Source organism: Mesorhizobium sp. P2_F8 (assembly GCF_056403655.1).
The window spans coordinates 148,291-166,446 of record NZ_JBFUFB010000006.1; the positions used below are offsets into that span (position 1 = coordinate 148,291).

Genomic DNA, 18,156 nt, shown 5'->3' on the forward strand with positions numbered 1-18,156 from the left:
GCTCTGTTGCAACCGCGAGGGAGCCTGATTGAGATGGCCTCAGGCCGAAGCCGGAGGCCATCTCGGGTCAGATGACTAGTCCCTTGGTAAGTTCGAGCGCCTGACGTTCGAACAGCCGGCGATAGATGCCGCCCTTCAGCCGGATCAACCCGTCATGCGAGCCTTCCTCGACGATCTTGCCGCGATCGAAGACCAGCAGCCTGTCCAGCGCCCGCACCGTCGAAAGCCGGTGCGCGATGACCAGCGTCGTGCGCCCGACCATCAGCCGTTCCATCGCCTGCTGGATCAGGACCTCCGATTCCGAATCGAGGCTCGATGTCGCCTCGTCCAGGATCAGGATGCGCGCATCGGCAAGGAAAGCTCGCGCGATTGCCACGCGCTGACGCTCGCCGCCCGACAGTTTCACACCGCGTTCGCCGACCAGCGTGCCGTAGCCCTTCGGCAGGTTGGCGATGAAGTCATGCGCACTCGCCAGCCGCGCCGCGTGCTCGATCTCATCCTGCGTCGCCGTCGGCCGGGCATAGGCAATGTTCTCGGCCAGCGACCGGTGGAACAGGATCGGCTCCTGCTGGACGATGGCGATCTGCCCGCGCAGCGACGCTTGCGCCACCTGCGCGATGTCCTGGCCGTCGACCAGGATTCTTCCCGCATTGACGTCATAGAGCCGCTGGATCAGCTTGACGAAAGTCGTCTTGCCCGAACCCGAATGGYCGACGAGGCCGACACGTTCACCCGGCGCGATATCGACCGAAAAGTCGCGATAAAGCGGCGATCGGTGGTTGCCGTAGTGAAAGGTGACGTTGTCGAAGCGGATAGCCCCCTGCGTGATCCGGATCGGTTTGGCGCCGTGCCGGTCCTCGATGCCGAGCGGTTCGGACTGGAAATCGACCAGTTCCTCCATGTCGTTGATCGAGCGTTGCAGGTTGCGGATATGGGTGCCGATATCTCTGAGATATCCCTGCAGCACGAAGAACGACGTCAGCACAAAGGCGACTTCACCAGCGCTCGCTTGCCCCCACGACCATAGCATCAACGCAAGGCCGATCACCGCGGCTCTCATAACCAGCAACAGCGCTCCTTGAGTGGTGCCGTTTATGGTGCCGCGCACCCAGGTCCGCCGCGTGCGCGCACGCCATTTGGCGACGACCCTGGCGAGGCGTCGCTCTTCGCGTTCCTCGGCGCCGAAGCCCTTGACCACGGCATTGCAGCTCACCGCGTCGGCAAGCGAGCCGCCGAGGCGCGTGTCCCAGGTGTTGGCGAGCCGTGCCGCCGGTGCGACATAGCCGAGCGACAGCATCGCCGTCACCGCGATGAACAGCACCGATCCGGCGGCAACGACCACGCCCATCAGCGGCCAAAACCAGCCGAGCAGCAGCGTCGAGCCAACCAGCATGGCGACGGACGGCAGCAGCGCGATGAGGATCGTGTCGTTGAGCAGGTCGAGCGCCCACATGCCGCGCGTCACCTTGCGCACGGTCGAGCCGGCAAAGCTGTTGGCATGCCAGTCGGTGGAAAAGCGCTGGACGCGATGGAAGGCGTCAGCGGCGATATCGGCCATCATCTTCAGCGTCAGCTCGACGATCGCCATGAAGGCAAGGTTGCGCAGCACGACGCCGCTCAGCGCCAACGCCATCAATATCGAAAACGCCGCCATCGCGGCATTCCAGGCAATGGCGTCAGCGCCGGCGCTGCTGGCGACGGCGTCGACCAGCCGGCCTGAATAGAGCGGCGTCAAAACGTCGGCCAGCGTCGACAGCAGAAAGCCGCCCATGATGAGCGAAAGCCGCCACGGCTGACGCCGCCAATGGGTGAGCGTGAAACCAAGAACGCTGCGAAAGGCGCTCGCGCGCAAATCGATTCTAAAACGAGCCATGATGTCATTCGGGCGCAATCGAGCCCGATCCCAGTAAGGTCGAAAATTGAAGAAGCCGCGCAAGGGCTAATGATTGCCCAGAATGCGGAGTGGCATATTTGGCGTCTCGCCCGTAGTCGGGCGGCGACCGGCATCGGCACAAGCCTGTAGCCAATCCGGCATCAGCGCGAGGACAAAACCCTCGCGGAATGCCAGATGAGACCTAGGCTTCGCGGCCTCGCATTACCATTTGAAATACTGCCATTCGGACCTCCCGCAAATGAATCGCGGAACGGTCCTTATAAAGACGCCCCGATGCATCGCCAAGATCGGCTCATGTCGAAAGTCTATCTGGTCCAAGCACTGAGGTTATTTTGCAACAACGGCGGATGTCGCCATGGTCGCACGCTCGTCATTGCGGAATGCGATCGAGGCGCATGTATCGACCATCCGTCGATGCCTTGAAGCCCAGTTTCTCATAGACCCCGTGTGCGTCGCTGGTCGACAGGCTCCAGTGCGAAACCGTGCTGAGTTCGGGGTGGTCGATGAGTGCCTGGACCAGTCGCGACCCTATGCCCTGCCCGCGATGCTCCGGCCAGATGATGATGTCGGCAAGATAGGCAAACACCATGCGGTCGGTGATCGCCCGGCCGAAACCCACTTGTTTTCCATCTAGATAGGCGCCCACACAAAGCGAATTGGCAAAGGCTCGCCGATGGAACTCATCGTTGCGTCCAGCACCCCAATAGCTGGCCATCAACAGGTCGGATGTCGTTCGGAAATCGATCCGTGATATGTCGAAGCTGATCTCACACTCGGGCACGGCTGCACCCTTGCCCGCGAGATGGCGCGAGCTTTCGGTCCACGACCGCCATCTAGCTGCGGTCCCTGAAACGGTTGGTGATGGGATAGCGGCGGTCACGGCCAAAATTCTTCCGGGTGATCTTCACGCCCGGTGCCGCCTGCCGGCGCTTGTATTCGGCGATGTAGAGCAGGTGCTCGATGCGTGTAACTGTCGACCGGTCGTGACCGCGTGCGACGATGTCGTCGACCCCCATCTCGTTCTCGACCAGGCATTCGAGGACATCGTCCAGCACCGGATAGGGCGGCAGCGAATCCTGGTCGGTCTGGTTCTCGCGCAATTCCGCCGACGGCGCCTTGTCGATGATGTTCTTCGGAATGACCTCGCCCGAAGGCCCGAGCGCGCCCGGCGGCACGTGGCTGTTGCGCCAGCGCGACAGCGCGTAGACCTGCATCTTGTAGAGGTCCTTGATCGGATTGAAGCCGCCGTTCATATCGCCGTAGAGCGTGGCGTAGCCGACCGACATCTCGCTCTTGTTGCCGGTGGTGACGACCATCGAGCCGAACTTGTTGGAGATCGCCATCAGGATGGTGCCGCGCGCACGGCTCTGCAAATTCTCCTCGGTAATGCCTTCCTTGGTGCCCTCGAAAAGCTGTGTCAGCGTGTGCAGAAAGCCCTCGACCGGCTCGAAGATCGGCACGATATCATAGCGGCACCCGAGCGCCCGGGCGCAATCCTCGGCGTCTTTCAGCGAGTCCTTCGAGGTGTAGCGATAGGGCATCATCACCGCGCGCAGGCGTTCTTCGCCAAGCGCATCGACGGCAAGGGCGGCGCAGATCGCCGAATCGATACCGCCCGACAGGCCGAGCACGACGTTCTTGAAACCGTTCTTGTTGACGTAGTCGCGCAGGCCGAGCATGCAGGCGCGGTAGTCGGCCTCCTCCCTGTCCGGAATCTTCGACATCGGCCCTTCAGAGCAGATCCAGCCGCCATCCGTTCGTTTCCAGGTGGTCACGTCGACCGCTTCCTCGAACTGACTCATCTGGAAGGCCAGCGTCTTGTCGGAACCGATGGCAAACGACGCACCGTCGAAGATCAGCTCGTCCTGGCCGCCAAGCTGGTTGGCATAGATCATCGGCAGCCCGCATTCGATGACCTGGCGGATGACGACCTGGTGGCGGACATCGATCTTGGCGCGATAGTAGGGCGAGCCGTTCGGCACCAGCAGGATCTCGGCCCCGCTTTCGGCCAGCGTCTCGCAGATGCCTACATCTCCCCAGATGTCCTCGCAGATCGGAATCCCGATCCGCACACCGCGAAAATTGACCGGCCCCTGGATCTCGGGTCCAGCCTGGAAGACGCGCTTTTCGTCGAATTCGCCGTAGTTCGGCAAATCGAGCTTGTAGCGCTCGGCGATGATCTTGCCGCCATCGGCGAAGATGATCGAATTGTGCGTGCCGCTCTTGCGCTTCAGCGGCGTGCCGATGATGACGCCCGGACCGCCATCGGCGGTATCGGCAGCAAAGTCCTGCGCCGCCTTTTCGCAGGCCTTCAGGAAAGCCGGCTTCAGCACCAGATCCTCCGGCGGATAGCCGGCGAGGAAGAGCTCGGTGTAGAGCACGACATCGGCGCCCTGGCGGGCTGCATCCGCCCTCGCCTCGCGCGCCTTGGCGAGATTGCCTGGTATGTCGCCAACAGTCGGATTGAGCTGGGCCACGGCGATGCGCAGGATGTCGAGCTTCTTGGTCATGCTGATGACTTAGCGCGGCAAATTTGCCCGAGCAATGGCGTTCGTTTGGACCAATCCAGACCGAATGACATATGTCGTTCGTGTCCAGACCGAATGTCAGATCGTGGCTGGGATCAGTCGTCGCCGCCCATATATTCGCGCAGCGCTTCCGGCGAATGGTTGTCGCCGATCGACATCGCCAGGATGCGCGAAATATGCCGGCGCGGCAGGCCCGTCTGCGCCGCCCATTGATTGATCTGGTTTTGGATCTTGTCGAGATCCTTCTTCGAGGTCGGGCTTTCGGCGATGTCGAGGCCGGCATCGCGCAGTGCCGCCGCCATATCACCCGAAATGACGAAGGCATCCCAGCCCAGCCAGCGCAGGAAATACTGGCCGGTGTTGCCGCCGAGCCGGCTGCCATGCTTGCCGAGATAGGCCATCAGGCCGACCTGATCGTCCGCAGGCCAGTCGGCAAGGAATTTGCCGAAACCGCCATATTCCTTCGACACCCGCTCGACGAAGGCTGCATTGTCGCGCACCGATTTGATCTTCTGCGGATTGCGCACGATGCGCTGGTCGGCGGTCAGATCATGCCAGAAATCATCGGGCTGGAACAACAGCCGCTTCGGCTCGAAGTGAAGGAAGGCTTCTTCGAAGCCCGGCCATTTCTGTTCGATGACGCGCCAGACGAAACCGGCGGCAAAGACGCGCTCGGCCATAACAGACAGAATGCGATCGTCCGCGATGTCAGCCACGGCGGCATTGTCGGGCACCGGCCCCAAAAGTGACGAAAGCTCCGCCTCACCGCCCTTGCGTTTTGCCGCACGCAGGCGAATTTTCTGAAAATCGGCCATCGATCCCTCGCTGTTCGCGACAATGTAACACTTCCCGTGAGGGCCGGCAGCCTCTACCTCTTAGTGCATGTCGCTCAAAAGTGGCCCCGGTTTTGAGACAACGACATGCATGAGAACAAAGACCTACAGCGCGTCGCTTGAATCCGTTTCAACGCGACGCGCTTTGGGCAAGCCAAGACCTTGGAGACGGCCATGAACAAGACGATCGACGACCTGGCGAACCGCTGGCTCAAGCGACGGCCGGACGGCCTCAGCCAGCTCGAAAGCCGAGTGCTGCAATCGACGCTCGAACGCACCACCATTTCGCGGGACACCAACAAGGCCGTCGCCTTTCATCAGACCTTTGGCGACCGCCTCGCCGATACGATTGCCCGCATCGGCGGCTCGTGGTCCTTCATCCTGACCTTCATCGCGTTCCTGGTCCTGTGGACCGCCGGCAATGTCTGGCTCCTGTCGCGCGACGCCTTCGACCCCTACCCGTTCATCTTCCTCAACTTGGTGCTGTCGATGATCGCCGCCTTGCAAGCTCCGGTGATCATGATGGCGCAGAACCGCCAGACCGAACGCGACCGCATCGACGCCGCCCACGATTACGAGGTCAATTTGAAAGCCGAGATCGAGATCATGGCGCTGCATGAAAAGCTGGACGAACTCCGCCACGGCCAGATTCTCGGCATGCGCGACGAGATGGCGCGGCTGGCCGACCTCGTCAAGCGGATCGACGAAAGGCTGTCGCAGCAGCAGCCGTCTTCATGACCGAAACGATCCATCACCTCATCGAACAATACGGACTGCTCGCCGTCTTCCTCGGCTGTGTCGCGGAGGGTGAAAGTGCGGCCATCCTCGGTGGCTTCTTCGCGCACCAACAAGTCTTCGTGCTCTGGCATACCGTCCTGGCGGCCGCCCTTGGCGCCTTCGTCGGCGACACCTTCTTCTTCATTCTTGGACGAAGCTTTGCCGACCATCCCTATGTCGTCAGATTGCGCAGGCGGCCTGGCTTCCGCCGGGCCTTTCGCCTGCTCAACACCCATCCCGACATCTTCGTGCTGTCGAACCGCTACATCTACGGCATGCGCCTTGTCGGCGGCATCGCGGCCGGCCTTTCCAACATCGCGGCGCCGCGTTTCATTATCCTCAACGCCATGTCATCGGTGATCTGGGCGGTGCTGTTCAGCACGGTCGGCTATGTCTTTGGTTTGGGGGCCGAACACTTCGTCGGTCAGGCATTGATGCATCACGAGCGGTTGCTGGTCGGGCTTGGCATTGGTTTGACGGTGGCCGTGTTTGCCTGGCTGATCGCCCGCCACGTCGCGAAAAAGGAACGGACCAGGGAAAGCTGAGACCTTTGGTTTCCATGCATGTCGTTGCCCCAAAGCCGCCAAGCACTTTGAGCGACATGCATTAGTCAATACCAAGCGCGACATCACCCCGATCGAGGATCAGTGGGATGATCAGGTCTTCCTCGTCGGCAAGGTGCCTGGTCAGCATGGCGATCAGCCGGCTGTTTTCGTCGGCATAGGCGTCGGCGGCAAAGCGCTGTCTGTCTTCGCTCTTCTGAAGCGTCTTGATGAAGGCGTCGGCGGCCTCGGCATTGCGCTCCAGACCTTCATGGATGGTGTGATGGTCGGCATCGAGGATCTCGAAGCCGCGCTTCAGCCGCGTCTCCGCCTTGGCGAAGACCGGGAAATAATGATGATCCTCGACATTGTGGTGGCCATCGAGATTGCCGAGAAAATGGTTGAGGCGTGGCGCGAACCAGCGCGCGAAGTCGGGCGCTGTCAGCCTGCCCTCGCGGTAGTCGCCAATGCCGTTGGTCAGCATGCCGCCGAGTTCGCGGAACATGTCGTGACGCTGCAGCCACATATTGGCGACGCCGTGGATGTTGGCGTGGCCCTGCCAGTTTTCGCGCGGGTATTTCTCGGCCAGCCAGCGCAGATCGTCCGGCAGGCCTTGGCGCTCCAGAAGCAGAAATTTTACGGCGTCAGACATGACGGTTTCCTCGGACCATGATCCCGAAAAGTGGATACCGGTTTTCGGAATGGATCATGGTCGGGATCAGGTAGTGGTTACCGTCATTTAGGAGCTGTAACGTCAGATCGGTAGCCCGGTGATGCGTTCGATGATGGCGATGCCCCAGACGCCGGCGACGATGATCACCGAAATCAGAACCGCCAGCGAACCGCAGTCCTTGGCCAGCTGGATATCGACATTGAATTCGCGGCTGAAGGCGTCGCAGGCCGCTTCGATGCCGGTGTTCAGCACTTCGACCATGATCAGCAGCAACACCGCGCCGATCAGCAAGGCATAGCCGCGCCACGAGATCGAAACGAACCAGCCGAGCGGCAAGGCGAGCGCGAGCAGCATCAGTTCCTGCTGGAAAGCCTTCTCGCTGACGGCCAGCTTGCGAAACGCCCGCACTGAATTGAAAAAAGCGTCGATCAGCCGCTGCATGCCAAACCCCTTTGCGAATCACCGGCACGGGATAATGCAATGGCTGGCCAGATCAATGGAATAAGGCGATTTGTCCAAGATTCATTCAGCGACCGGTATGGACGGCGTCGACTTTTCAAACTGCGGCAGCCCGTCGTCGATCGAATAATAGTCGCCCTTGTCGCCGACGAAGATGTGGCATTCGCCCTCAAGGCCCGTCGGCGCGTCGAACGATCCCGCCATGACAGAAACGTAGCCCTGGTCCTGCGGCTTCCAAAACAGCAGAGACCCGCATGCCTTGCAAAAACCGCGCCTGGCGAAGGAAGACGCTTCGTACCAGGTGATGCTTTCGCCGCCCTCGATCACAATGTCGGCGTCTGCAACATTGGTCGCGGCGTAGAAATGTCCGCTCTGCTTCCTGCATTGCGAGCAGTGGCAATAGACGACGCCGCGCAGCGCTCCGCGGGTTCTGAAGCGCACCGCTCCGCACAGACACGATCCGCAGTGACTGTCACTCATTTCGCCCTCCTTGAAGAACCTCTGCCTGGCATCAGCTTCGTCGTCAGGATTCCAGCTTTGTGGCAGCCATACGCAAGCAAATGCGACATTTGCTGGTGTGGCGAAGCCGAAATCCAGTTTCACTTATTGCAGCGCGTTATGCGCGAATTTCGCATTCAAACCCACCCAACTGGCGTTCATCCCGGATTGTTGGTGCGCAAATTGCAGCCTCCACAGCACACAAGAGAGAGAAAAACCGTGGAACCTCAGCGAATTAAGGAAACTTTAGCGCTCCCGCATTTATGCTCATGGCGAGCGAATGTCGCAGGTGGGGACGCGTCTGTTCGCAAGTTGTTCTGGACTATCGGGTAGTCTTCCCCGGTTGGCGACAAATGGAACCCCCAAAGTTCTGCGGCGGGATCCAAGGGGAAGAGTGATCAGAACATGCAGGCGGCAGCTGTCCCAACCGAACGAAGCACCGATATCGCGGCCACTGTCGTCGCCACAATGCGCCAGTTGGGCGTGCTCGGCCTTCCCCGCAACTACGAAATTTTCTACGAGGCACTGAGCGGCACCAATCGCGAACTCAGCCTCGCCGTCGTTTCGCTGAGCAACCGGCCGACACAGGATGAACTGGACCAGATCGGCCGCGCCTTCTTTGCCCACAACCATGGCCCCGGCATCGTCGAGCATGCCAGGGAAGTCATTGCCAGGGAGCTCGAGGAGGTCGCTTCGCTGTTGAGGAGCGAGCGCAGCCATATCGAGAAATACGGCAGGATCCTCGACGAGACATCGAGCGGACTGAGCAACCGCAGCCTTCTCTCCCAGGATCTTTTGCAGAAGATCGCCAACGCCATGACGATTGCCACCAATTCGACGATCGACCACGGCCGGCAGGTGGCCTCGACGCTCAGCGACAAGACGGCCGAACTCGAGAGCGTCAAGTCGAAGCTCGAGGAATACAAGCGGCTGGCCGACACCGATCCGTTGACCCATATCTGGAATCGCCGCGCATTCGACAAGGAAATCACCAGGATCTACAACAGCAACAAGGGTATCCTGTTCAACGCCCTGATCCTTGCCGACATCGATCGCTTCAAGGACATCAACGATCGCTACGGCCACCCGGTCGGCGACAAGATCATCCAGATCATCGCCGACATCTTCCAGACCAGCATCCGCGGTGACATGTTCGTCGCCCGAACCGGCGGCGAGGAGTTCGCGCTGATCATCGAGGGCGCCAGCGAGGACGCAACCTACGAGATCGCGGAGCGCATCCGCGCCCTGATCGAGCAGACGCCGTTCACCAGCAGCCAGACCGGCACGAACTACGGCACCGTCACCGTCTCGATGGGCATTTGCATGGCATCCGAAGCCGAGGGGCCGGAGGATCTCTACACCAAGGCCGACCGGGCGCTGTATCGCTCCAAGGTCAGCGGCCGCAACCGCGTCACCAGGCATTCGACGATGGCCGGCCGCGCCGGCAAGAGCTGGCTGCTCTACAAGAAGGACTGAGCGCCCCATCCGCCTCGGCCCCGGACTCGCCGGCCTGCGCTGGGAACGCGGACGCTGAAAAAGAAAGCGCCGGATTTCTCCAGCGCTTTTTTCCGTCAACGTTCAGGCCGAAATCAAGCTCAGCCGTTAACGGCCTGCTTGTGCTGCACCGGGTGGCTCTTCTTCAACAGGTCAGAGACCAGGAAGGCCAGTTCGATCGCCTGGTCGGCGTTGAGACGTGGATCGCAATGCGTGTGGTAGCGATCCTGCAATTCATCGGCGGTGATGGCGCGGGCGCCACCGGTGCATTCGGTGACGTTCTTGCCGGTCATTTCGACGTGGATGCCGCCAGGATGCGTGCCTTCGGCGCGATGCACCTCGAAGAAGGTTTGCACCTCCTTCAGGATGCGGTCGAACGGCCGCGTCTTGTAGCCGGCGGCCTCGATCGTGTTGCCATGCATCGGGTCCGACGACCACACCACGCTGCGGCCTTCCTTCTGCACCGCACGCACCAGCTTCGGCAGATGGTCGGCGGCCTTGTCCGAGCCGAAGCGCGCGATCAGCGTCAGCCGGCCGGGTTCGTTTTCGGGGTTGAGCAGGTCGATCAGTTCCAGCAACCCATCCGGCGTCAGCGAGGGGCCGCACTTCAGGCCAAGCGGGTTCTTGATGCCGCGGCAATATTCGACATGCGCATGGTCGGGCTGGCGCGTCCGATCACCGATCCAGATCATGTGACCCGACGTGGCGTACCAGTCGCCGGAGGTCGAATCGACGCGGGTCAGCGCCTCCTCATAGCCGAGCAGAAGCGCCTCGTGGCTGGTGTAGAAATCCGTCTCGCGCAATGCATAGTTGGTTTCCGAGGTGATGCCGACGGCCTTCATGAAGTCCATCGTCTCGGTGATGCGGTTGGCGAGTTCACCGTACTTCTCGCCTTGCGGGCTGTCGGACACGAAGCCGAGCATCCAGCTATGCACGTTCTCCAGGCTGGCATAGCCACCCTGCGCGAAGGCGCGCAGAAGGTTGAGCGTCGCCGCCGACTGGCGGTATGCCATCTCCTGGCGGGCAGGATCTGGAATGCGCGACTTGGCGTCGAACTCGATGCCGTTGATGATGTCGCCGCGATAGCTAGGCAGCGTCACATCGCCCTTGGTCTCGTTGTCGGACGAGCGCGGCTTGGCGAACTGGCCGGCAACCCGGCCGACCTTGACCACCGGCTGCGCGCCGGCGAAGGTCAACACCACCGACATCTGCAGGAAGACGCGGAAGAAGTCGCGGATATTGTCCGCGCCATGTTCGGCAAAACTCTCGGCGCAATCGCCGCCCTGGAGAAGGAATGCATCACCGGCAGCAACAGCCGCCAACTGCTTCTTCAGCTTGCGCGCCTCACCTGCAAAAACCAGCGGCGGAAAGGTGGCGAGCTGGGCTTCCGTGTTCTTCAGCGCGGCAAGGTCCGGATAGGCAGGAACCTGCTTGATCGGCATCGCTCTCCACGAATTCGGCGACCATTTCGTCATCGCTGCACCCAAAGCTCTTTCCGAGCAATTCCAGGAAAAGCGTGAAACGGTTTCCGTCCGGAATTGCGTCAAACAACAAAGCGAGCGCCGTCGCCCGCCGATCCACCCCATGTGGGGATCGCGGCTCCATACACGAAGCCGATTTCCTATTCTAGACCGGATTTGTCCGGCTGGCGAATGCACCGGCTGCCCAGCCGGTGCCCCTATCCCTGCCCGCTACGCCGCCACCAGCCGCGCCAACTGCGTCATGACGACGGCCGAGCCTGCCAGCCGCTTCTCGGCCGTCGGCCAGTCGCGCACGAACACGACGCTGTGGTCGGGCCGGATCTTGGCCAGCGAACCCTGCTCGCCAATGAACTGGACCAGGCCGACCGGGTTGGAGAATTCGCGTTTGCGGAAATGGATGACGACACCCTTCGGCCCGGCGTCGAGCTTTTCGACATTGGCCTTGCGGCAGAGCGCCTTGATGAAGACGATCTTCAAGAGATGCTTCACCTCTTCCGGCAGCGGGCCGAACCGGTCGATCAGCTCCGCGCCGAAGGCGTCGATCTCCTCGGTGTTTTCGAGGTCGCCGAGGCGGCGGTAGAGCGCCAGCCTGAGCTGCAGGTCCGGCACATAGCTTTCCGGGATCATCACCGCCGTACCGACTGCGATCTGCGGCGACCAGCCGCCATCCTGCACTTCGCCGGAATCCTTCACCTCGGCGACGGCCTCCTCCAGCATCTGCTGGTAGAGCTCGAAGCCGACCTCCTTGATGTGGCCGGACTGCTCTTCGCCGAGAAGATTGCCGGCGCCTCTGATATCGAGATCGTGGCTGGCCAGTTGGAAGCCGGCGCCCAGCGTGTCGAGCGACTGCAGCACCTTCAGCCGGCGCTCGGCCGTGTCGGTCAGCTTGCGGTTGGCCGGCAGCGTGAACAGCGCATAGGCGCGCACCTTCGAGCGGCCGACGCGGCCGCGCAGCTGATAGAGCTGCGACAGGCCGAACATGTCGGCGCGATGGATGATCAGCGTGTTGGCGGTCGGGATGTCGAGACCGGATTCGACGATGGTCGTCGACAACAGCACATCGTACTGGCCGTCGTAGAAGGCATTCATGATGTCGTCGAGTTCGCCCGGCGGCATCTGGCCGTGGGCCACCGCCACTTTTAGCTCCGGAACGGATTCTCTTAGGAAATCATGGATCTCCGCCAAATCGCTGATGCGCGGAACGACATAGAAGGAGTGGCCGCCGCGATAGCGCTCGCGCAGCAGCGTCTCGCGGATGACCAGCGGATCGAAGGGCGAGATAAACGTGCGCACCGCCATGCGGTCGACCGGCGGCGTGGCGATCAGCGACAACTCGCGCACCCCGGTCAGCGCCAGTTGCAGCGTGCGCGGAATCGGTGTCGCTGACAGCGTCAGCACATGCACATCGGTCTTCAGGTCCTTCAGCCGCTCCTTGTGCTTGACACCAAAGTGCTGCTCCTCGTCGATGATCAACAGGCCAAGGTTCTTGAACGAGATCGCGGAACCGAGCAGCGCGTGGGTACCGATGACGATGTCGACCTGGCCCTCGGCGATGCCTTTCTTGGTCTCGGCCAGCTCCTTGGCGCCGACCAGCCGCGACGCCTGGGCGACGCGAATCGGCAGGCCGGAAAAGCGCTGCGAAAACGTCTTGAAATGCTGGCGCGACAACAGCGTCGTCGGCACCACGACGGCGACCTGAAATCCTTCCATCGCCGCGATGAACGCGGCGCGCAGCGCCACTTCGGTCTTGCCGAAGCCGACATCGCCGCAGATCAGCCGGTCCATCGGCTTGCCGGCGCCCAGATCGTCCCGAACCGAATCGATCGCCGTCTGCTGGTCGTCGGTCTCCTCATAGGGGAAGCGGGCAGCGAACTCGCCATAGAGGCCCTCGGCTGGAACCAATGCCGGTGCGGCGCGCATCTGCCGTTCGGCGGCGATGCGGATCAGTTGCCCGGCCATGTCGAGCAGGCGTTTCTTCAGCCGCGCCTTGCGCGACTGCCAGGCGCCGCCGCCGAGTTTGTCCAAGGTCGCCTCGGCCGAATCCGAACCGTAGCGCGACAGAAGCTCGATGTTCTCGACCGGCAGGAACAACCGGTCGTCGCCGGCGTAGTGGATTTCCAGGCAGTCATGCGGGGCGCCAACCGCTTCGATGGTGCGCAGGCCGATGAAGCGGCCGATGCCATGGTCGGCATGGACGACGATGTCGCCGGCCGACAGCGCCGAGGCTTCGGCGATGAAGTCCGAGGCGCGCTTCTTGCGCTTCGAGCGTCGGATCAGCCGATCGCCGAGAATGTCCTGTTCGGCGACGACGACTAGTCTTTCGGTCTCGAAACCGGATTCCAGCGGCAGCACAGCCAATGCCGCCTGCCCCGGCTCGAGTTGCTCCGCTTCCGCCAGCGTGGCGACCTGCTTGAGATTGCCGAGATGGTGCTCGCTGAGGATCTGGCCGAGCCGGTCGAGCGAACCTTCTGTCCAGCCGGCAATGACGATACGGCGGCGCGCAGCACGCTCGTCGGCGATATGCTTGACGACGATATCGAAGACATTGATGCTGGGGTCGGCGCGTTCGCCAGCAAAACTGCGGCCGTGGCGCGAGCCGGCATGGAACACTTTCTTGGCGCCGGCATCGGGCGCGTCGAAGGGCGTAAAATCGATCGCTTCGCGCGGCCCGAGCGAAGCAATCAGGTTTTCCGGCGAGAGATAGAGCAGGTCCGGCGGCACCGGCTTGTAGGGCACCGCATCCTTCAATGCGCCGTCGGCCTGTTTCTTGCGCGCCTCGTAGTGGTCGAGGATCAGCGTGTGACGCTCGGCCAGCGCCTCATGCGCCAGATGATCGAACACAACAGGCGTGTCCGGCAGATAGTCGAACACGGTCTCCAGCCGTTCGTAGAAGAACGGCAGCCAGTGCTCCATGCCGGCGAAGCGTCGCCCTTCGCTGACCGCCGCATAGAGCCCGTCGTCGCGCTGGGGCGCGCCAAAGGCTTCGATATAGGAGCGGCGGAAACGGCTGATCGTTTCCGGCGTCAGCGCCACTTCGCTCATCGCCTGCAACGCCATCGACTTGCGCTGGCCGGTGGTACGCTGCGTGGCGGCATCGAACACACGGATCGATTCCAGCGTGTCGCCGAAGAAATCGAGCCTGAGCGCTTCTGTCCAGCCGGGCGCGAACAGGTCGAGAATGCCGCCGCGCACGGCGAATTCACCGATGCCGCGCACGGTCGGTACGCGTTCGAACCCGGACGTCTCCAGCCGCGACACCAGCGCATTCATGTCGATCTGGTTGCCGGGCCTGGCATGGAAGGTTTGTGCCTCGACCAGGTCGGCCGGCGGGATGCGCTGCAGCAACGCATTGGCGGTGGTCAGTATGACGGCGCGGTGCGGCTTCTTCGCCAGCGCGATCATGGCGGTCAACGCATCGAGCCGCTTGGCGGCGGCGTCCGAGCCGGGCGAGACCCGGTCATAGGGCAGGCAATCCCAGGCCGGCAGTTCCAGCACAGGAAGGCCGGGCGCCGCGAAGGACAGCGCCTCGATGATCGCCGGCAGGCGCTGGCCGTCGCGCGCCACGAACAGAACCGGCTTGTCCGGCGCGATCTCCAGTGCCGCCTGCACCAGCGCAAAGGCTTCATAGCCGTCGGCGACGCCATCGACGATGAACTGGCCGGCGCGGCCTTTCGGCAGACCGATGGTGGGAATGAGGCTCATGAAATCACGGTCTTGTTTGTCGCAACTCAGGGCGAAAAACCGCTTCGCACTTTTCCTGGAATTGCTGATGTTCAGAATGTCATGGAATGGCGGAAAGCCAGGATCTTCTGCAGGACGGCACAGTCTATGTCCCGGGGAACCGGGCGTTCGCCGGTGACCATGGGCAGGAATTCGGTGTCGGGAATGTCGAGGAGCCTCTCATATTGGTCGATTTCCTCGCCGGTCAAGGCGCCGATCTCGGCGTCGGCGAAGGTGCCGAGGATCAGGTCCATCTCGCGCATGCCGCGATGCCAGGAGCGAAACAGAAGCTTGCGGCGGCGGGCGTCCAGCCCCACGCTTGATCTCGTCGTCCCGGTCATTGTGCCGCATCCTCACTTGCTGCGGCGCATATAGCGTGGATAGAAGGGGCTGTCAGCCTTGCGCTGCGGCCCTCGCGACATAAGCTGACATCATGCGTCCTTCCATCCTCGATCCGTTGTTCGTCCCGATCACTTCTCTTGCCGGCGTCGGACCGAAGGTTGGCGCGCTGATCGAGAAAGTGGTCACGGCCGATCTCGGTGATCGCGCCGCGCGCGCCGGCGACCTTCTGTTCGTGTTGCCGCACACCGTCATCGACCGTCGCAACCGCCCAGGCATCGCGCTCGCCGCCGAAGGCGCGATCGTCACGCTTGAGGTGCGCATCGACCGCCACCAGCCGCCGCCGCGCGGCAACAGGTCGGTGCCCTACCGGGTCTACGCCCATGACGATACCGGCGAGATCGCGCTGACCTTCTTCCATGCCCATGCCTCCTATCTCGAAAAGGCGATGCCCGAGGGCGAGCATGTCGTGGTCTCGGGTCGCATGGAACGGTTCAACGGCCGCCCGACCATGGTCCACCCCGACCACATCGCGCTGGCCAGCGAAGCGGAAAACCTGCCGCTGGTCGAGCCGGTCTATCCGCTCACCGCCGGGCTCTCGGGCAAGGTGCTGCGCCGGGCGATCGGCCAGGCGCTGGCGCGCTTGCCCACTTTCGCCGAATGGCAGGACGGCGCCTTCATGCGCCGGCACACCTTTCCCACCTTTGGCGATGCGCTCGCCCGCATCCACAATCCGGCCGACCCGATCGATGTCTCCATCGATGGTGCCGCGTGGCGGCGCCTCGCATACGACGAGTTGCTGGCAGGCCAGGTTTCGTTGGCGCTGGTGAGGGCAAAAATCCGCCGCCTGTCCGGCCGTCCTCTGGTCGGCGACGGCAGCATCGTCGAGAAACTGCGCGCTGCACTCCCCTACTCGCTGACCGCGAGCCAGGAATTCGCGCTCGCCGAAATCAATGCCGACCTCGCCGATCCCGAGCGCATGCTGCGCCTCCTGCAAGGTGACGTCGGCTCCGGCAAGACGGTTGTCGCGCTGCTGGCCATGGCGCGTGCGGTCGAGGCCGGCGGCCAGGCAGCACTGATGGCGCCGACCGAAATCCTGGCGCGCCAGCATCTGGCGACGATCGCTCCACTTGCCGCCAAGGTCGGTTTGAGAATCGCAATCCTCACCGGCCGCGAGAAAGGCCGCGAGCGCACCGACACACTGGCCGGCCTGGCGAGCGGCGAGATCGACATCGTCGTCGGCACCCACGCGCTGTTCCAGGAGACGGTCACCTTCCACGATCTGGTCTTCGCCGTCATCGACGAGCAGCATCGCTTTGGCGTCCACCAGCGGCTTGCCATCACCGCCAAGGGCGACGCGCCCGACATGCTGGTGATGACGGCCACGCCCATCCCGCGCACGCTGGTGCTGACCGCCTTCGGCGACATGGACGTGTCGAAGCTGACGGAAAAACCGGCCGGCCGCCAGCCGATCCGCACCGTCACGCTGCCGCTCGAGCGGCTCGACGAGCTGGTCGGCCGCATGGTCGACGCTGTCGCCGGCGGCCAGAAGATCTACTGGATCTGTCCGCTGGTCGAGGAATCCGAAGAGATCAAGCTGATGTCGGCCGAGGACCGTTTTGCGTCCCTAAAACCGCTGTTCGGCGATCGCATCGGCCTCGTCCACGGCCGCATGAAGGGTGCCGACAAGGACGAAGCGATGCGCGCCTTCAAGCAGGGCGAGACACGCATCCTGATCGCTACCACGGTCATCGAGGTCGGCGTCGACGTGCCGGACGCCACCGTCATGGTCATCGAACATGCCGAGCGCTTTGGCCTTGCCCAGTTGCACCAGTTGCGCGGTCGCGTCGGGCGCGGTGACATCAAGTCATCCTGCGTGTTGCTCTACAAGGACCCGCTCGGCGAGACCGCAAAACGCCGGCTGTCGGTGATGCGCGAGACCGAGGATGGTTTCCTGATCGCCGAAGAAGACCTGAAGCTGCGCGGCGAAGGCGAGCTTCTGGGCACCCGCCAGTCCGGCACGCCGGGTTTCCAGGTGGCGCGCATCGAGGCCCATGCCGATCTATTGGAGGCCGCTCGCGACGATGCCAGGCTGATCCTGTCACGTGACCCGGAGCTGCAATCCGAGCGTGGCGAAGCGTTGCGCCTGTTGCTTTACTTGTTCGGCCGCGACGAAGCCGTCCGGCTCCTGCGCGCCGGCTGAGCCAAGGCGGCAACCGACGGGTTGGCAAGCACATCGATCGGCTCGCCGTTCACGACGACCATCGGCTTGACTTCGGGTGCCACCAGCCCGGCGGAGACGATCAGCTTGGCGCCGTCCTCGATCGTCATGTCGAGCAGCACGATGTCGGACTTCGGCACATACATCAGGAACCCGGTGGTCGGGTTCGGCGTGCAAGGCATGAACACGGCGATCAGCGGATCGCCCTCCTGGTCGAGTTTCTGGTTGATCTCGGTCTCCTTCTCGCTGGCGACGAACACCAGCGACCAGACGCCCTTGCGCGGATATTCGACCAACCCGACCTGGCGGAACATGTCGCCCTTGTTCGACAGCACGGTCTCGAAAATCTGCTTCAGCGAGCCATAGATGCCGCGCACCAGCGGCATGCGGCCAAGCAGGCGCTCGCCGAAATTGACGATGGCGCGGCCGACAATGTTGGCCGTCAGAAAACCGATCAGCGTGATCAGGATCAGCGCGACGATCAGTCCAAACCCCGGGACCGGAAACGGCAGGTAGCTGTCGGGGCTATAGCGTGCCGGAATATAGGGCTTTACCCATGAATCGACCCAGCCGATGAACGACCAGGCGATATAGGCGGTGATCGCCAGCGGCGCGCAGACGACGAAGCCCGTGAGGAAATAGTTCCTCAGCCGGGTCATGCCAGAGGTCTTGGGCGCATCGGACATGGGTCACCGGG

The 18,156-nt window shown here is 62.6% G+C and carries 15 protein-coding genes; 4 read left to right on the top strand and 11 right to left on the bottom strand.

Annotated features, from left to right (window positions below):
* Positions 1–67: 67 nt before the first annotated feature.
* The 4 genes from AC1DZP_RS16275 to AC1DZP_RS16290 all read right to left on the bottom strand — a co-directional run bounded on the left by AC1DZP_RS16275 (position 68) and on the right by AC1DZP_RS16290 (position 5,237).
* Positions 68–1,873 carry an ABC transporter ATP-binding protein gene (locus AC1DZP_RS16275; RefSeq protein WP_477303750.1) on the bottom strand — a complete coding sequence of 602 codons (1,806 nt, stop codon included), beginning with the start codon at positions 1,871–1,873 and terminating at the stop codon, positions 68–70.
* Between the two features lie 391 nt (positions 1,874–2,264).
* Positions 2,265–2,675 carry a GNAT family N-acetyltransferase gene (locus tag AC1DZP_RS16280; protein ID WP_477304181.1) on the bottom strand — a complete coding sequence of 137 codons (411 nt, stop codon included), beginning with the start codon at positions 2,673–2,675 and terminating at the stop codon, positions 2,265–2,267.
* Positions 2,676–2,727: 52 nt separating this feature from the next.
* The gene (locus AC1DZP_RS16285) at positions 2,728–4,404 is read right to left on the bottom strand and encodes an NAD+ synthase (RefSeq protein WP_477303752.1); all 1,677 of its coding nucleotides are present in this window, start codon (positions 4,402–4,404) and stop codon (positions 2,728–2,730) included.
* A gap of 113 nt (positions 4,405–4,517) precedes the next feature.
* Positions 4,518–5,237 (bottom strand): DNA-3-methyladenine glycosylase I, encoded by a 720-nt coding sequence (locus AC1DZP_RS16290; protein WP_477303754.1) that lies wholly within the window; start codon positions 5,235–5,237, stop codon positions 4,518–4,520.
* 192 nt (positions 5,238–5,429) lie between these two features.
* Here AC1DZP_RS16290 and AC1DZP_RS16295 point away from each other — a divergent pair, with 192 nt between their 5' ends.
* Positions 5,430–5,993, top strand: a complete 564-nt coding sequence (locus tag AC1DZP_RS16295; RefSeq protein ID WP_457154852.1) for a DUF1003 domain-containing protein — start codon at positions 5,430–5,432, stop codon at positions 5,991–5,993.
* Positions 5,990–6,577: a DedA family protein gene (locus AC1DZP_RS16300; RefSeq protein WP_477227329.1), complete on the top strand. Its 588-nt coding sequence runs from the start codon at positions 5,990–5,992 to the stop codon at positions 6,575–6,577. Before AC1DZP_RS16295 ends, AC1DZP_RS16300 begins: the two co-directional genes overlap by 4 nt.
* A gap of 61 nt (positions 6,578–6,638) precedes the next feature.
* Here the strand turns inward: AC1DZP_RS16300 and AC1DZP_RS16305 are convergent, their stop codons facing one another.
* The 3 genes from AC1DZP_RS16305 to AC1DZP_RS16315 all read right to left on the bottom strand — a co-directional run bounded on the left by AC1DZP_RS16305 (position 6,639) and on the right by AC1DZP_RS16315 (position 8,186).
* Positions 6,639–7,226, bottom strand: a complete 588-nt coding sequence (locus AC1DZP_RS16305) for a hemerythrin domain-containing protein (RefSeq protein ID WP_477303756.1) — start codon at positions 7,224–7,226, stop codon at positions 6,639–6,641.
* A 102-nt stretch (positions 7,227–7,328) separates the two neighbouring features.
* Positions 7,329–7,688, bottom strand: a complete 360-nt coding sequence (locus tag AC1DZP_RS16310; protein WP_095085124.1) for a diacylglycerol kinase — start codon at positions 7,686–7,688, stop codon at positions 7,329–7,331.
* Between the two features lie 81 nt (positions 7,689–7,769).
* Positions 7,770–8,186: a GFA family protein gene (locus AC1DZP_RS16315; RefSeq protein WP_477303758.1), complete on the bottom strand. Its 417-nt coding sequence runs from the start codon at positions 8,184–8,186 to the stop codon at positions 7,770–7,772.
* 423 nt (positions 8,187–8,609) lie between these two features.
* Here AC1DZP_RS16315 and AC1DZP_RS16320 point away from each other — a divergent pair, with 423 nt between their 5' ends.
* Positions 8,610–9,680, top strand: a complete 1,071-nt coding sequence (locus AC1DZP_RS16320; RefSeq protein WP_477227331.1) for a GGDEF domain-containing protein — start codon at positions 8,610–8,612, stop codon at positions 9,678–9,680.
* A gap of 119 nt (positions 9,681–9,799) precedes the next feature.
* On the opposite strand, the gene AC1DZP_RS16325 is transcribed toward AC1DZP_RS16320, so the two are convergent.
* From AC1DZP_RS16325 to AC1DZP_RS16335, 3 genes are all read right to left on the bottom strand, one after another.
* A complete protein-coding gene (locus AC1DZP_RS16325; protein WP_477303760.1) occupies positions 9,800–11,173 on the bottom strand; it encodes a class II 3-deoxy-7-phosphoheptulonate synthase in 1,374 nt (457 codons plus the stop codon).
* A gap of 216 nt (positions 11,174–11,389) precedes the next feature.
* Positions 11,390–14,881 carry a transcription-repair coupling factor gene (gene mfd / locus AC1DZP_RS16330; protein ID WP_477303762.1) on the bottom strand — a complete coding sequence of 1,164 codons (3,492 nt, stop codon included), beginning with the start codon at positions 14,879–14,881 and terminating at the stop codon, positions 11,390–11,392.
* Positions 14,882–14,952: 71 nt separating this feature from the next.
* The gene (locus AC1DZP_RS16335) at positions 14,953–15,240 is read right to left on the bottom strand and encodes a succinate dehydrogenase assembly factor 2 (RefSeq protein WP_457153368.1); all 288 of its coding nucleotides are present in this window, start codon (positions 15,238–15,240) and stop codon (positions 14,953–14,955) included.
* Positions 15,241–15,332: 92 nt separating this feature from the next.
* Between AC1DZP_RS16335 and recG the strand changes: the two genes are divergently transcribed.
* Entirely contained in the window at positions 15,333–17,441 is a 2,109-nt protein-coding gene (recG, locus tag AC1DZP_RS16340; protein ID WP_477303764.1) for an ATP-dependent DNA helicase RecG, read from the top strand.
* Here the strand turns inward: recG and AC1DZP_RS16345 are convergent.
* Positions 17,393–18,145 (bottom strand): DUF502 domain-containing protein, encoded by a 753-nt coding sequence (locus AC1DZP_RS16345; RefSeq protein WP_095085130.1) that lies wholly within the window; start codon positions 18,143–18,145, stop codon positions 17,393–17,395. The two genes, recG and AC1DZP_RS16345, sit on opposite strands and share 49 nt — an antisense overlap.
* Positions 18,146–18,156 lie beyond the last annotated feature (11 nt).